Annotated in this window: 10 protein-coding genes; 6 read left to right on the top strand and 4 right to left on the bottom strand. The window is 37.5% G+C overall.

Features of this window, described 5'->3' with window-relative positions; all coding sequences use genetic code 11:
* Positions 1-705: 705 nt before the first annotated feature.
* Positions 706-3,450 (bottom strand): DNA mismatch repair protein MutS, encoded by a 2,745-nt coding sequence (gene mutS / locus ACFIL7_RS06170; protein ID WP_375633692.1) that lies wholly within the window; start codon positions 3,448-3,450, stop codon positions 706-708.
* A 195-nt stretch (positions 3,451-3,645) separates the two neighbouring features.
* Here mutS and ACFIL7_RS06175 point away from each other — a divergent pair, with 195 nt between their 5' ends.
* Positions 3,646-5,946 (top strand): NADP-dependent malic enzyme, encoded by a 2,301-nt coding sequence (locus ACFIL7_RS06175; protein WP_375633693.1) that lies wholly within the window; start codon positions 3,646-3,648, stop codon positions 5,944-5,946.
* Positions 5,947-6,012: 66 nt separating this feature from the next.
* Here the strand turns inward: ACFIL7_RS06175 and secB are convergent, their stop codons facing one another.
* Complete coding sequence (gene secB, locus ACFIL7_RS06180; RefSeq protein WP_375617527.1) at positions 6,013-6,489, bottom strand: protein-export chaperone SecB; 477 nt, start codon at positions 6,487-6,489, stop codon at positions 6,013-6,015.
* Positions 6,490-6,631: 142 nt separating this feature from the next.
* Positions 6,632-7,126, bottom strand: coding sequence for an FxsA family protein (locus tag ACFIL7_RS06185; RefSeq protein WP_375633695.1), 495 nt, complete (start codon positions 7,124-7,126; stop codon positions 6,632-6,634).
* Between the two features lie 174 nt (positions 7,127-7,300).
* Here ACFIL7_RS06185 and ACFIL7_RS06190 point away from each other — a divergent pair, with 174 nt between their 5' ends.
* Together ACFIL7_RS06190 and ACFIL7_RS06195 are read left to right on the top strand one after the other, a co-directional pair.
* Positions 7,301-7,993, top strand: coding sequence for a Tim44/TimA family putative adaptor protein (locus ACFIL7_RS06190; protein WP_375617567.1), 693 nt, complete (start codon positions 7,301-7,303; stop codon positions 7,991-7,993).
* Between the two features lie 52 nt (positions 7,994-8,045).
* On the top strand, positions 8,046-8,636 hold the full coding sequence (locus ACFIL7_RS06195; RefSeq protein WP_375617529.1) for a Smr/MutS family protein: 591 nt from the start codon (positions 8,046-8,048) through the stop codon (positions 8,634-8,636).
* A 911-nt stretch (positions 8,637-9,547) separates the two neighbouring features.
* Here the strand turns inward: ACFIL7_RS06195 and ACFIL7_RS06200 are convergent.
* On the bottom strand, positions 9,548-10,084 hold the full coding sequence (locus ACFIL7_RS06200; protein ID WP_375617530.1) for a GcrA family cell cycle regulator: 537 nt from the start codon (positions 10,082-10,084) through the stop codon (positions 9,548-9,550).
* A gap of 485 nt (positions 10,085-10,569) precedes the next feature.
* On the opposite strand from ACFIL7_RS06200, the gene ACFIL7_RS06205 reads away from it, so the two are divergent.
* From ACFIL7_RS06205 to ACFIL7_RS06215, 3 genes are read left to right on the top strand one after another with little or no spacing between them, the layout of a single operon-like run.
* Positions 10,570-11,784, top strand: coding sequence for an aspartate aminotransferase family protein (locus tag ACFIL7_RS06205; protein WP_375634057.1), 1,215 nt, complete (start codon positions 10,570-10,572; stop codon positions 11,782-11,784).
* Complete coding sequence (gene argF, locus ACFIL7_RS06210) at positions 11,781-12,716, top strand: ornithine carbamoyltransferase (protein ID WP_375683445.1); 936 nt, start codon at positions 11,781-11,783, stop codon at positions 12,714-12,716. The genes ACFIL7_RS06205 and argF overlap by 4 nt, the downstream gene beginning before the upstream one ends.
* 36 nt (positions 12,717-12,752) lie before the next feature.
* Positions 12,753-13,754: an Hsp33 family molecular chaperone gene (locus tag ACFIL7_RS06215; protein WP_375617532.1), complete on the top strand. Its 1,002-nt coding sequence runs from the start codon at positions 12,753-12,755 to the stop codon at positions 13,752-13,754.
* Positions 13,755-14,272 lie beyond the last annotated feature (518 nt).

Below are 14,272 nucleotides of genomic sequence, written 5' to 3' on the forward strand. Positions count from 1 at the left end.
ACTTAATATATTTAGTGTGTGGTGAATATTCTTAGACTTGTTTATCAAACTTTGAGTTTAAGTGAATTACATGACTAGGAAGTTAAGGTAAATCCCTTAGAATCTGGACTGTTTGCAGACTTGATTCGAATGAAAATCCTTATCCTTTGAGGTGCGGGAAGGAGTTCAAGGATGTTTATGAAAATAAAGTACTGCTGTGATATATCTGATTATATGTTTCATATGAAAACAGTAAAAGAGCTCTTTATAACTTAAAATGTGAAGCATAACTTAAAATGTGAAGAAAATGCGAGATCCATTATCCATGAATTTATTATGAAAAATGGGGAGGCATCCCAACACCGACAGCTTTAAACTAAAACTGTTGCTATGATAACAATAATATTGATTGTGAAAAAGCATAATTCATTAAATGTTGCGTATTTGCAAGGTGGAGGAGATTTCATGACAATCTTTGCAAAAAACGACTATCTTGTAAAAATAGTCGATATTGACCAATTTTTTGTATACGGGCCAATGTTGATCTAAGGAAATATGAAATATAATGCATAGGATTTTGCCTCTATATGCATTACACTTATCAAAATATATTGTGTAGAAAAGAGATGGGAATACGGTAAACAACAGTTTGTGCTGTGGCATATCAAAAAGGGATACTTTATCTCCTATTAAGAAAGCTTTTTAATAAAAAATAACATTTGTTTTCTATAAAGGGTTACTCTTTTCAAGCTGTTTGAGGTGGTAAATTGCTTCTAAAGCTTGTTTAGGGGAGAGTTCATCGGGATGGATATTTTTTAAAGCTTCGTGAAGTACACAATGTTTGTTTCTTGCTTCATTGACGGGAGATGTTGCTTTAAGAGAAAAGAGTGGTAAATCATCAATGAGTTTATGTCCTTTTCCAGCCATTTCACCTTGTTCTAATTGATGGAGTACATCTGTTGCTCGTGTAATAACGGCTGGGGGAAGTCCAGCAAGCTTTGCGACTTGTACACCATAGGAACGGTCAGCAGCTCCTGGTGTGATTTCATGAAGAAAAACTACATCACCATCCCAATTTTTGACTTTCATGGTTACATTATGCAGTCTGTCAAGTTTTTCGGTAAGTGCAGTCATTTCATGAAAATGGGTAGCGAGAATAGCACGACAATGGTTAACTTCATGGAGATATTCAACAGCAGCCCAAGCAATAGAAAGTCCATCAAAAGTTGATGTCCCACGCCCTATTTCATCAAGAATAACAAGGGAATGATGGCTAGCATGATTGAGAATCGTTGCTGTTTCAACCATTTCCATCATAAAGGTTGAGCGCCCCCGTGCAAGATCATCGGAAGCCCCAACGCGACTAAATAGGCGATCAACGATACCAATATGTGCTGAAGTTGCTGGAACGAAGGACCCCATTTGCGCCATAATAGCAATGAGAGCATTTTGCCGCAAAAAAGTTGATTTTCCTCCCATATTAGGCCCTGTCAACAGCCAGATTGCTGCATATTGCTGATTTTCTTGTACAGAGAGATCACAATTATTGGCAATAAAAGGTTCTGCTGCTTGTTTGCGGAGTGCTTGCTCGACGACAGGATGGCGTCCTGCTGTAATATGAAAGGTAAGTGAAAGATCAATTTTAGGGCGGCAATATCCTTGTTCTTCAGCAAGATATGCTAAAGCGACAGAGACATCTAAAATAGCAAGTGCTTCAGAGGCTTTACGAATAAAATCAACTTGTTCGGTAATTTCCTGAACGAGAATATCAAAAATCTCTAGTTCAAGTGTCAATGCGTGATTGGCAGCGTGGGCAATACGGCTTTCAAGGTCAGCAAGCTCTGTTGTCGTAAAACGCATAGCGTTTGCCATTGTTTGCCGATGAATAAAACGTGCTTTAGCTTGTGGATTATTTGTAAGGGCAGATGCTTGTGTGCTGGTTACTTCAATGAAATAACCTAGAATATTATTATGCTTTATTTTAAGAGTCTTAATATCTGTTTCTTGGGCATATTGCGCTTGAAGTTCAGCAATGACACGGCGCGATTCATCACGTAAAGCACGCATTTCATCGAGCTCTTTATGATAATTTGAACGAATAAAACCACCATCACGTTTAAGGAGTGGGAGATCATCAGCTAATGTTTGTTCTAAATGAAAGTACAACGCTGTAGGTAAGTTTGAGAACACCTGTTGTACATCACTTATTTCTTGAGGCAGAAGCTCATTATTAAGAAGTTGATGCAATTCACGAATGATTTCAAAGCCGCGCTGGATTGTCGCCATATCACGGGGACCTCCTCGTCCAAGAGCCAAACGTGAAACGGCGCGGGGCATATCTGGTCCCCCCTTTAAAATAAGTTTTATCGCTTCCGCAAGAGAAGGATTATGTAGAAAAAAATCGATAGAATCCAAACGCGTATCAATAGCTGAAGGAGTTGTGAGGGGAGCAATAAGGCGGTCAATAAGAAGGCGTGATCCTCCTCCTGTTACAGTGCGATCAATAGCTTTTAATAAACTTCCATCCCGTTGACCTGATGTCGTTCGAATAAGTTCAAGGCTTAGTCTGGTTGCAGCATCAATAAAAAGAGTTGCACTTTCATTTTGGCGCTCAGGCTGCATGAGGGGAGGGCGATGCGTGATTTGTGTTTTTTCGATATAACGAATAGCAGCTACAATTGCAGAGAGTTCACAGCGTGAATAATCGGCAACGCCTTCAAGAGTTGAGAGTTTAAAATAATTGCAAATATCGCGTTCAGCGGTGAGTGCATCAAAGAGACAAGCAGGTTGAGGTGAAACGATACGATCAAGAACACTAAAAAGTGACTTGTGAGATTTATCATGAAAAAATGAATCAGAAACAATGATTTCTTGTGGATCCACACGCATAATATCTGCTAAAAGTTTTTCTTGGCGGCTCTCTGTTACACGAAATATGCCTGTTGAGATATCAATCCAAGAAAGAGCAAATTCCTCTCCATCGCTAGTTTTTATACGGGAAAGTGTCATAAAATAATTTGCGCGTGTTGGATCAAGGAGTTTTTCTTCTGTTATCGTTCCAGGGGTTACAAGGCGAACAACATCACGCCGAACAACAGATTTTGAGCCACGTTTTTTTGCTTCAGCAGGATCTTCTATTTGTTCACAAACAGCAACTCGGTAACCACAAGCAATCAGTTTTTGTAAATAATCATCTGCTGCATGAACGGGAACACCGCACATAGGAATATCTTGTCCTAAATGTTTTCCGCGTGTTGTGAGTGTGATTCCTAAAGCCTGAGCAGCTTCAATCGCATCATTAAAAAATAATTCATAAAAATCCCCCATTCGGTAAAAGAGAAGGGAATCATGATGGACGGCTTTGATTTCTATGTACTGCTCCATCATAGGTGTAAGACGTTCTTGAGAGGAAGCAGATGGGGAGGCAGGCTGTGGAATTAAATTATTTTTATGATTGTTTTTTTTATCCATTTGTACGAGGCCTGTTTCCTTTAAGTGAAGTTTTTACTCTTTTTTGTTTACTTCAATATCTATTTATCTCTAAATTGCAACGCATCATCAGATTTGCTAAGGCAAGAATAGCGATTTCTAATATATGAATCAAATTTAATGACTATACGCATTATCAAGCAAAATTTACACTGTTTTTGGAGAAAATAAAGTGAGATGAAAAAGAGCGAGCAGGATCAGAAAATGTCTCAAACTGTTTACAGTGCGAGCGAAAGAGAAGCTCTAGATTTTCATAGTCGTGGTCGACCAGGAAAGCTTGAGATTATTGCAACAAAGTCTATGGCAACACAGCATGATTTAGCACTTGCTTATTCACCAGGTGTTGCAGTTCCAGTTAAGGCAATTGCTCAAAATCCAGCGCTAGCTTATGATTATACAGCAAAAGGTAATCTTGTTGCTGTTATTTCAAATGGAACCGCTATTTTAGGGTTAGGCAACTTAGGGGCACTTGCCTCTAAGCCGGTCATGGAAGGCAAAGCAGTGTTGTTTAAGCGTTTTGCGGATATTGATTCCATTGATTTAGAAATTGATATAAACGATACAGAAAGTTTTATCAATTTGGTGCGCCATTTAGAACCTTCTTTTGGTGGAATTAATCTTGAAGACATTAAGGCGCCAGAGTGCTTTATGATTGAAAGCCGCCTACGCGAGATGATGAATATACCTGTTTTTCACGATGATCAACACGGTACAGCGATTATTGTTGCTGCGGGTGTTCTCAATGCTTTGACTTTAACAGGGCGCGATATGCAAAATACGCGGTTAGTCTGTAATGGTGCTGGTTCTGCAGGGATTGCTTGTATTGAATTGATTAAAGCGATGGGCTTTCGTTCCGAAAATATCATATTATGTGACACAAAGGGTGTGGTCTATGAAGGACGCAAAGAGGGAATGAATCAGTGGAAATCTGCGCATGCTATTCAAACAGATAAACGTACGCTTATGGAAGCAATGGAAGGTGCAGATATATTTTTTGGGGTTTCTGCTAAAGGTGCTCTTACTCCTGAAATGGTAAGATCCATGGCACCCCAGCCGATCATTTTTGCTATGGCTAATCCCGATCCAGAAATTACGCCGGAAGAGGTTATGCAAGTGCGTCATGATGCCATTGTCGCAACAGGACGTTCCGATTATCCAAATCAGATTAATAATGTTCTTTGTTTTCCTTATATATTTCGTGGTGCGCTTGATGTGCGTGCAAGAGTTATTAATGAAGACATGAAGATTGCTGCGGCAAAGGCTCTTGCTAATTTAGCGCATGAAGAAGTGCCTGACAGCGTTGCAGAAGCTTATCATGGAAAGCGATTAAAGTTTGGTCCTAACTATATCATCCCTGTTCCTTTTGATCCGCGTTTATTTACGGTTGTTTCAATAGCGGTAGCAAAAGCAGCAATGGAAAGCGGTGTTGCGCAAAAGAACATAGATGATTTAGAGGCCTATGAGCGCGATTTGAATGCGAGACGTGATCCTACTTCCTCGATGATGCGTGGGGTTTATAACCATGTTCGTCAAGCGCCAAAACAAATTGTCTTTGCAGAAGGTGAAGAAGAGCAAGTTATGCGGGCAGCCGTTTCCTATGTTCATCAAAAATTGGGACAAGCGATTTTGGTTGGTCGTGAAGAGCAAGTAAGAGAAGCGGCTGTTATCGCTGGAATTGATCTGGAGCGTGAAGGTATTTCTATTATGAATGCTAAGCTTTCTTGCCGTACAGATGCTTATGCGAATTATCTTTATAAAAAAATGCAGCGTCAAGGTTGGCTGTTGCGTGATTGTCATCGTCGTATCAATAATGATCGCAATTATTTTGCTGCGTGTATGGTGGCACTAGGAGATGCTGATGCAATGGTTACAGGGGTGACACGCAATTATGAAACAGCGTTGATCGATATACGTCGTGCAATTGATGAAAAACCAAAAGAACGATTGATTGGTATTTCAATGGCTATTTGCCGTGGACGAATTGTGTTTATTACGGATACAGCCGTTTATGAAAATCCTAATGCTGAAGAACTTGCAGATATAGCGGAACAAGCAGCTTCATTTGTGCGAGGATTTGGATATCAACCACGGGTAGCATTTTTAGCATTTTCTACATTTGGTTATATGAAAGGGAAGACGACGCAGCAAATTCAGGATGCGATTAATATTTTGCATGAACGCAAAGTTGATTTTGAGTTTGATGGAGAAATGAGTGCTGATGTGGCACTCAATTCCAAATTGATGCAGCAATATCCATTTATGGGATTAACGGAGCCTGCTAACATTTTGGTTATGCCTGGATATCACGCATCTTCCATTGCAAGCAAAATGTTACAAGAACTCGGTGAAGCAACCATCATTGGTCCTATTTTAATTGGATTGGAAAAATCTGTCCAAATTGTACCGTTTAGTGGAAGCGATACAGATGTTGTCAATATTGCAATGCTTGCGGCTTATCATGCCGCAAAAGTCGTCTAAAGGAAAAAAGCCCCTAATATACCAATAATATATCAAGGGGCTTTTTGATAGCAAAAAAATAAATTTTTAAGAGGGCTGTATTTGATTGTCTTTTTGTTCTTCAGAAAGACGCTTTTGGAAGAGTGCTGCAAAATCAATAGGATCAATCCACAAAGGTGGAAAACCACCACTTTGAGTAGCATCAGATATAATTTGGCGAGCAAATGGAAATAAAAGACGGGGACATTCAATAAAGACCAGTGGCATAACATGTTCTTGTGGAATGTTTTTAAGGTGGAAAACACCACCGTAAATAAGTTCTACATGAAACAAGGTTTCAGTTTCATCATTGGCTTTGACGGAGAGAGACAAAACGACATCGTAATTGTCATCACCAATTGGGTTAGCATTGACGTTAATATTGATATCAATTTGTGGTGATTTTTCACGTGCACGCAATGAACGAGGAGCACCAGGGTTTTCGAATGATAAATCTTTTAAATATTGAGTTAATACAGCAAAAACCGGCTCTCCACCACTGTTATTCATTTCACCTTCGGCCATACGACAAACCTCTCTCATTATAATATGTATATTTATTTTAGATCTAAAGACCAGATTGGTTATCACGCCTTGCAAAAGGTTGCAAGAAATGCGCTCTTTATCTTGAATATTTTTTTAGTTTGTTACAGATTTTTTAGGCATTTCAATGGTTATCATCATTTTTGCGCCATGGAGATTCTGTCGTATCATGAATTGTGTAATCTTCTGCTTTAAGATCAATTATTTTTTCAGAGTTATTTTTTCTTCTAGTATTGGGATTCATTTTGTTTTTTAATGATGCAAAGAAATGCCAAGCAACAGAGCGAATTGGTTTAATAAGAAGTAATATTCCCAAGAGATCAGTGACAAAGCCGGGAAGAATAAGTAAAATTGCACTAAACATGATGAAAGCATCATTAATAATATTATTCTCTAATGTACGTCCTTGGATAAGTTCATTTTGTATATTTTTTAAAAGGCTAATCCCTTGAATTCGCAATAAAACAACCCCAGCTATGGTTGTGAGAATAACCAAACTCAAGGTTGCCAAAATACCAATTTCTTGACCAACAAAGATAAAACCAGCAATCTCGATTAAAAGAATGCAAAGAAAGATAACAACAAAAAAACGAGGATTTATAGAATAAAGTTTTATCACATGAAAGTTTCCTTCTGGATGAGTAGGGGGAGAAATTCTTAAGAGAACTCCGTTTAAATACAAAATCTATAAAAATATTTGAATGATAAGATTCCTTATTTTACATATTTATTGATAAATGGTATTGACTGCAATGTTTATTAGAGACTTAAGCTTTGGAGATTGACAGCGCCTATGGAATTTGACGTTATACTTGTCATAGCTCTTGTTGTTATGGTTGTTATTTTTGTGCAACTCCGTAATGTATTAGGGAAACGAATTGGGTTTGAAAAGCCACCCTTTGATCCTTATTCACGACGTTCTAAAAAACAAGTTGAAGCAGAAACGGCTGATAATATTGTTTCGTTCCCTCATCAGAAAAATTCACAAAAAGACGACTTTAGTGAAATTGATAAAATTTCACCGGAGGGGAGTGTTTTGAATAAAAATTTGCGGGAATTGCATAGAATTGATCCTCATTTTTCTCCTCAACTTTTTATAAAAGGTGCACAAATTGCGTATGAAATGATTGTAATAGCTTTTGCCAAAGGTGATCGCAATCAACTTAAAAGCTTGCTTTGTCAGGATGTTTTTGAGAGCTTTTGTACGGCTATTGAGCAACGAGAAAAAAATAAAGAAAGAATAGAATTCACTTTTGTTGGAATTAATAAGATCGAATTTGTTGCGGCGGCAATACAAGAAAAAGATGAACTTTTAACGATACGTATTGTCAGTGAGATGATTTCTGTTACTTATAATGAACAGGGCGAGCGTATAGACGGTGATCCTGATGCTATTGTAGAAATCAGGGATATTTGGACTTTTGTTCGCAATAGTTTATCGTCAGATCCCAACTGGAAGCTTTTTGCTACAGAAAATGAAAATTAAAATACTTTTTGTTTTTCTTCCATAAGCATTCAATGATTTATGAGAAATTAAAATGTCCTCAAGTAAATGGAGACAAAAAATAGATTTATTGGCTCCACAAGATCGTTTTTTATGGGAGATGGTTTGTCGTACGATAACACCGCTTCACGGTAAGATGCTCTCTTCTGCTTCAGAAACTATTGCAAATATTAATGATAAAAAACAGCCTGTAACTCAAATCTCCTCATTGTCTCAGGAAAATCAACAATCCTCGACAATTATTAAAAGAGAAAAGAGGTCAGTTACACAAGCACAAAAGATTCATTTCTTTGATCATGTTGCATATCGTAAAATTTCCCAAGGTCGTTGTCCTCTTGAGGCGCGTCTTGATCTCCATGGTTATATGCAGGAAGAAGCTTATTTTTTATTAAAAAAATTTCTACAGTCCTCTCAGCAGAGAGGATTGCGTTATGTCCTTGTGATTACAGGAAAAGGACGATCCGTTGGGAGCGATGGAGCTTTGTATAGATTTGTTCCGTATTGGTTATCAACACCAGCTTTTCGATATTATGTCCACGCGTTTGAGCAAGCAGCGCGTCAGCATGGCGGAGAAGGTGCGCTTTATGTTTGGTTGCGCCGTTTTGTGTCGGGAGAAGGAAAGTGATGTTATTGTGGTCGCTCTAGATTTTATATTTATTTATACTTATAATTTATTGTTTTTGTATATTTCGTAAGAGCCTTGAATACAATATTCCCTTCTTTATAATTTTTTATAAAAAATTATAAAGATATTATTTTACATTCTACGTATTGCTTCACGCTTTTGTTTTTCGCATTCTTTAACGGGGCACATCCCTCACGCAAAACAGAATGACATTGAATTGCATATATTCACAGGCTTGTTTTAAAGAAACATCTCTCAACGCTCCCAAGCCTATTTTGCGACGGCATTCGTGAAGAGTATAACGATAAATCCATGAAGCACTCACTATCTTTATACTTAATAAAAGAGCAAGCTGGCATCATCATACACTTTGCCATCTCCCAATGTTGCAACAACCCTTTAAGTCCTTGGCACTTGAAAGCATTTATAAGAGGCATGCTTTTCTTTAAGTGTTTTTAACTCTCCACAGTTCTCATCTCGCTCGTGACGCCCAAACGAAAGATTTTGATTGATTCAATATAATAGGACTTAAAATGAGAGAGATATAGATGGATCTCATTCAGGTTGCAAAGCAATAAATTATTTTTATAAACCACAGCATTACTCTATTAAATACACGAAGAATAAAAACATGAGAAATTGAGAAACGATCTTATTCAAAAGATGTTGCTATGGATAGTGTTAAAAGCAGTACAACTAAATTAAAGAAAATTATGAAAATAAACAGTAATATAACTTTACAACACACAGCTGCGCAATAGCACCAAAAGATACAGTTTCGTTGAATAGTTTCATGAAGAAATTTTTTCATTCATTAAAAGCTCCATCAAATTTCTTTCTCATAATAATTCGATAATAAAATTTAATAACGAAGCGCAGAAGGCGTAGAATATGAGATTCTACCGTGGGTATTATACTCTTATCCGACGTCTTTCAGATATTGGTTGAAATGCTAGCTTAGCATGAAAGGCACAATAGGGGCTATTTTCATCAGAATCTGCACCACAAAAATGAAAATCTGCTGATAATGGATCGCCAACCGGCCATCTACATGTATTTTCACTCAATTGTAGAAGATTAAGTTGACGTGATATAGGCACAACGACATTGGATTTTGTGGACATATCAACTTCTTTTACATCTTCCACTACAAATTCTGTCTTTAAAGCTGTTTCTTCAATACTTACAGATGATGTGTTTATTGGCGATACCGTGGATGTGTTGCGACGCACACGTGGAGATGATGGACTGCTGCTTCCCACGGGAGTTTTTTGCGCACGCGTGCTTCCTTGTGCTGTCTTACCACGTCCTGGTAACTTTAATCGATGTACTTTGCCGATGACTGCATTTCTACTGACCCCACCTAATTGAGCAGCAATTTGACTTGCACTTAACCCTTCACTCCAAAGCTTTTTAAGAAGCTCAACGCGTTCACATGTCCAACCCATACCAGCACTCCATTCCGATTACGTCACTAAGATGCTCTCCCCCGTTGCATCTTCAAATGTTTAAATAATGTTTCATTACGCTGAATGAAAGAACTTTACACTCTACGTGAGCATAAAAAAATCATCCAACCTGTGGATTTACAAATCAAAACACATCATCTTGCTTATTATATTGTAAATTACAATATGCACTCACTCTATGACAAGAGTCTTTACCTCTTGAAGAGTTTATTTAGAATGTTTTCCCCAACTTGCAAATCAATCATAGGTTAAACTTTCACTTTTGTTTAAGGCTTTTTCCCAAAATGCTTATTTGTAGAACCCTCATTGACTTTTTTTCAATTGGTGTAATGATCTATTCTATAGGTGTAATCACTAATCGTAATGAAATGTTGAAAGCACCGTAACGAAATATACCATGCTGTTTTATTTGTAGTGTTGCTTTGTATATATATTGAAAAGACTAAAATATAAAGGGAATTATGATGGATGTCGTCTCTATACAACCACTTTATGAATGCTTCGCACGACGAAATTTGCATTTTGAACAAGGGCATGGTGTATGGCTTATTTCCGATAAAGGAGAACATTATCTTGATTTCACATCTGGTATTGCTGTTAACGCATTAGGGTATTCACATCCAAAATTAGTTGATACGCTCAAAATACAAGCTGAAAAACTTTGGCATGTTTCTAATATTTTTCAATCTCCTGAACAAGCATCTTTTGCCACGCGGCTTTGTGCAAATAGTTTTGCGGATAAGGTTTTTTTCTGCAATTCAGGTACTGAAGCATTGGAGTGCGCATTCAAAACTGCACGCCATTATTACTATGCTGCTGGTCATTCAGAACGCATTGAAATAATTACTTTTGAAGGGGCATTTCATGGACGTACACTTGCTGCACTTGCTGCGACTGGGTATGAAAAATATCTTGAAGGCTTTGGACCTAAAGCTGGTGGATTTATTCAAGTACCTTTTTGTGATGAAGTCGCTTTGCGTAACACTATTAATAAAAATACCGCCGCTATTCTTATTGAACCTATTCAAGGAGAAGGAGGAATACGAACGGTTCCTCATGAATATTTAAGATTTTTGCGCAAAATATGCGATGATAATGGTCTGTTATTGATTTTAGATGAAGTCCAAACGGGTATAGGACGAACAGGAAAGCTTTTTGCTTATGAATGGAGTGATATCACGCCTGATATTCTTACCCTCGCAAAAGGATTAGGAGGGGGATTTCCATTAGGTGCTTGCCTTGCAACGGATAAAGTTGCAAAAAGCATGACACTTGGGACACATGGCTCAACCTTTGGAGGAAATCTTCTTGGAATGGCTGTAGGAAATAGTGTTCTTGATATTTTGTTAGAGCCAAGTTTTCTCAACCATGTTCAGCGTATGGGGGATAAACTAAAAAGTGGACTTTTGTACATTCTCAATATCTATCCTGATATTATCTGCGCAGTTCAGGGGATGGGGCTTATGTTGGGTATTCAGTGTATTGTACCTTCAAATCTTGTCATTAATGCTTTGGAAAATGAATATCTCTTAAGCGTTGCAGCCAACAACAACGTTGTGCGCTTATTGCCTCCTCTTATCATTAGGGAAGAAGAAATAGATGAAAGTTTACATCGTATTGAAAAAGCAATAGCTTATCTTTCGCAAGTAAACAAAGAAAGACAAATATCACACACATGACAAATGCTCTTCGTCATTTCACGGACTTATCCATTTTAACGCCAGCAATAGCACGTGCACTGATCGATTATGCAAAGATCCTTAAAGCATCTTTTAAAGCAGGAAAAGATTCAAAACCTTTTATAGGTAAAACACTTGCGATGATTTTTGAAAAACCATCCACACGAACCCGTATTTCATTCGATATCAGTATGCGCCAGCTTGGCGGAGATACAATCATGCTCACGGGTTCAGAGATGCAACTTGGTCATAGTGAAACCATAGCTGATACGGCGCGCGTTTTATCCCGTTTTGTGGATATAGTGATATTACGAACAACGAAACACCAACGTATGCTCGAATTGGCACAATATGCACAAATTCCTGTCATTAATGCTCTTACAGATGATACACATCCTTGCCAAATTCTAGCAGATATCTTAACCTATGAGGAGCATCGGGGGCCTATTTCTGGTAAAATATTTGCGTGGATGGGGGATGGTAATAATGTGCTCCATTCCTTAATTGAAGCCGCAGCTCTTTTTGTTTTTCATTTGCGTATTGCTACTCCAAAGGGCAGTGAACCACAGGAGAAATTTATACATTGGGCACGTGAACGAGGAGCGCATCTTACACTAACCCATGATCCCCAAAAAGCGGCTCAAGATGCTGATTGTATTATGACCGATACATGGGTCTCCATGGGACAAGAATTTCGTGCTCGCAGTCATTCTATTTTTCAGCCTTATCAAGTCAATGAATCTCTCATGAAATTAGCAAAATCTGATGCTCTTTTTATGCATTGTCTTCCTGCTCATCGTGGTGAAGAAGTGGTTGATTCTGTGATTGATGGACCGCACTCCGTTGTTTTCGATGAGGCTGAAAATCGTCTTCATGCTCAAAAAGCAATTCTTTCTTGGTGTTTACAAGATGCGTTTTTCTCTCCACAATAGCCTCCCTACAACAAATTATATAAAAAAGGCAAAGCTATGAGTGAACAAGCTAAAGATGAAGCCTCTCTCAACAACAACTTCTTGCATGAAGATGATGGTGTTATTCCCTTTCAAGTTGAAGAACTTGATATCCGTGGACGTACCGTACAACTTGGGGAAACTTTAAATTCTATTCTCACAAGACATCAATACCCTGAACCGGTTTCTTATCTTCTAGCAGAAGCTTTACTTTTAACGGTTCTGCTTGGAACTTCTCTAAAACTTACGGGAAAATTTATTTTACAAACTCATTCCGATGGACCAGTTAATATGTTGGTGTGCGATTTTTTGCCTCCTTCCAGTTTACGTGGATACGCTTGTTTTGATAAAGAACAGCTTAAACAAGCCATAGACAATGGTCAAACCTCTTCAGAAACACTTTTAGGAAAAGGCACTTTAGCTTTCACAATTGATCAAGGTCCCCATATGCAACCCTATCAAGGGATAGTTGCATTAGATGGATCAAATTTACAAGAAGCTTCTCGTATTTATTTTGATCAATCAGAACAAATTCCTACCGATATCCGTCTGGCTGTTGCTATATTAATTAATCGTGACCAACAAGGAAAACAGCAGAAAAGCTGGCGAGCTGGAGGTATTTTGATCCAACTTTTACCCCAAGAATCGTCTCATCATAAAATAGATGCCCCTCATCAAAAGCGAGAAGAAACGAAAACTCATACCCAATTGGATAACCAATGGCAGGAAGCTAAAATACTCATGGCAACGATTGAAAGTTCAGAATTAACAGATCCCCAAGTCGGTAGTAAACAGCTCTTGTTCCGTCTTTTTCATGAACAAGGTATTAGAGTTTTTAACCCTTTTTCTCTTGTCGATCAATGTTCTTGTTCACACGAAAAAATTAAAGGAATCCTAGAAGGCTTTTCTATTGATGAACGCAATAAAATGGTTAAAAATAAATATATTTCAGTCACATGTGAATTTTGCTCAAAAACATATTGTTTTACACCGCAAGAATTTTTAGAAGAAAAAACATAATCAAATATTTTTCATAAAAAATGATGATTGCAACAAAAGCCTATTTTATTTGCGTCATAAAAGTTTACGCATAATCTCATATGAACTTCTAGAATATTGCTTGTCTTAGAGTTTTTTTAATGTATACGAGTGATCGTTCTGTTGAGATCAGTAATTACGTCATAGAGTGCTTAAAAAAGAGTTCTCTGTAAAATATATTTTCTCCTCTCGAAAAAGCTTCTTTTGTACTTTTTACATCTCAAAAGTTTATTTCTTACAATGAATTCTTTTATAATGTTCATTGATAAATTGATTATGCACTCATAACTTATCTTCTCTGTTAAATGAGACTTTTTGATTGTAGTCATATTTTCTTACTCGAATTTATCTTATTAAGACTTAATAAAGCTTATTAGTTATAATCATAAGGGAAATTATCGAGAGAATAAGAATGTATAGATTCAATATAGACTTTATGGAGTCTATTACGAACAGATAAGTGTAATGGGAATAAATATAAAAATGACGCTGCAAAAGAG

Origin of the sequence: Bartonella sp. AP3QHHD (assembly GCF_042195765.1) — a bacterium.
In the GTDB taxonomy this organism is placed as follows: domain Bacteria; phylum Pseudomonadota; class Alphaproteobacteria; order Rhizobiales; family Rhizobiaceae; genus Bartonella.

What these genes read in the sequence shown, in the direction of transcription:
- ACFIL7_RS06190 (WP_375617567.1), top strand. Translation starts at nt 7,301, where the DNA reads ATGGAATTTGACGTTATACTTGTCATAGCTCTTGTTGTTATGGTTGTT.
- ACFIL7_RS06200 (WP_375617530.1), bottom strand. Translation starts at nt 10,084, where the DNA reads ATGGGTTGGACATGTGAACGCGTTGAGCTTCTTAAAAAGCTTTGGAGT.
- argF (WP_375683445.1), top strand. Translation starts at nt 11,781, where the DNA reads ATGACAAATGCTCTTCGTCATTTCACGGACTTATCCATTTTAACGCCA.
- ACFIL7_RS06215 (WP_375617532.1), top strand. Translation starts at nt 12,753, where the DNA reads ATGAGTGAACAAGCTAAAGATGAAGCCTCTCTCAACAACAACTTCTTG.
- secB (WP_375617527.1), bottom strand. Translation starts at nt 6,489, where the DNA reads ATGGCCGAAGGTGAAATGAATAACAGTGGTGGAGAGCCGGTTTTTGCT.
- ACFIL7_RS06205 (WP_375634057.1), top strand. Translation starts at nt 10,570, where the DNA reads ATGGATGTCGTCTCTATACAACCACTTTATGAATGCTTCGCACGACGA.
- mutS (WP_375633692.1), bottom strand. Translation starts at nt 3,450, where the DNA reads ATGGATAAAAAAAACAATCATAAAAATAATTTAATTCCACAGCCTGCC.
- ACFIL7_RS06175 (WP_375633693.1), top strand. Translation starts at nt 3,646, where the DNA reads ATGAAAAAGAGCGAGCAGGATCAGAAAATGTCTCAAACTGTTTACAGT.
- ACFIL7_RS06195 (WP_375617529.1), top strand. Translation starts at nt 8,046, where the DNA reads ATGTCCTCAAGTAAATGGAGACAAAAAATAGATTTATTGGCTCCACAA.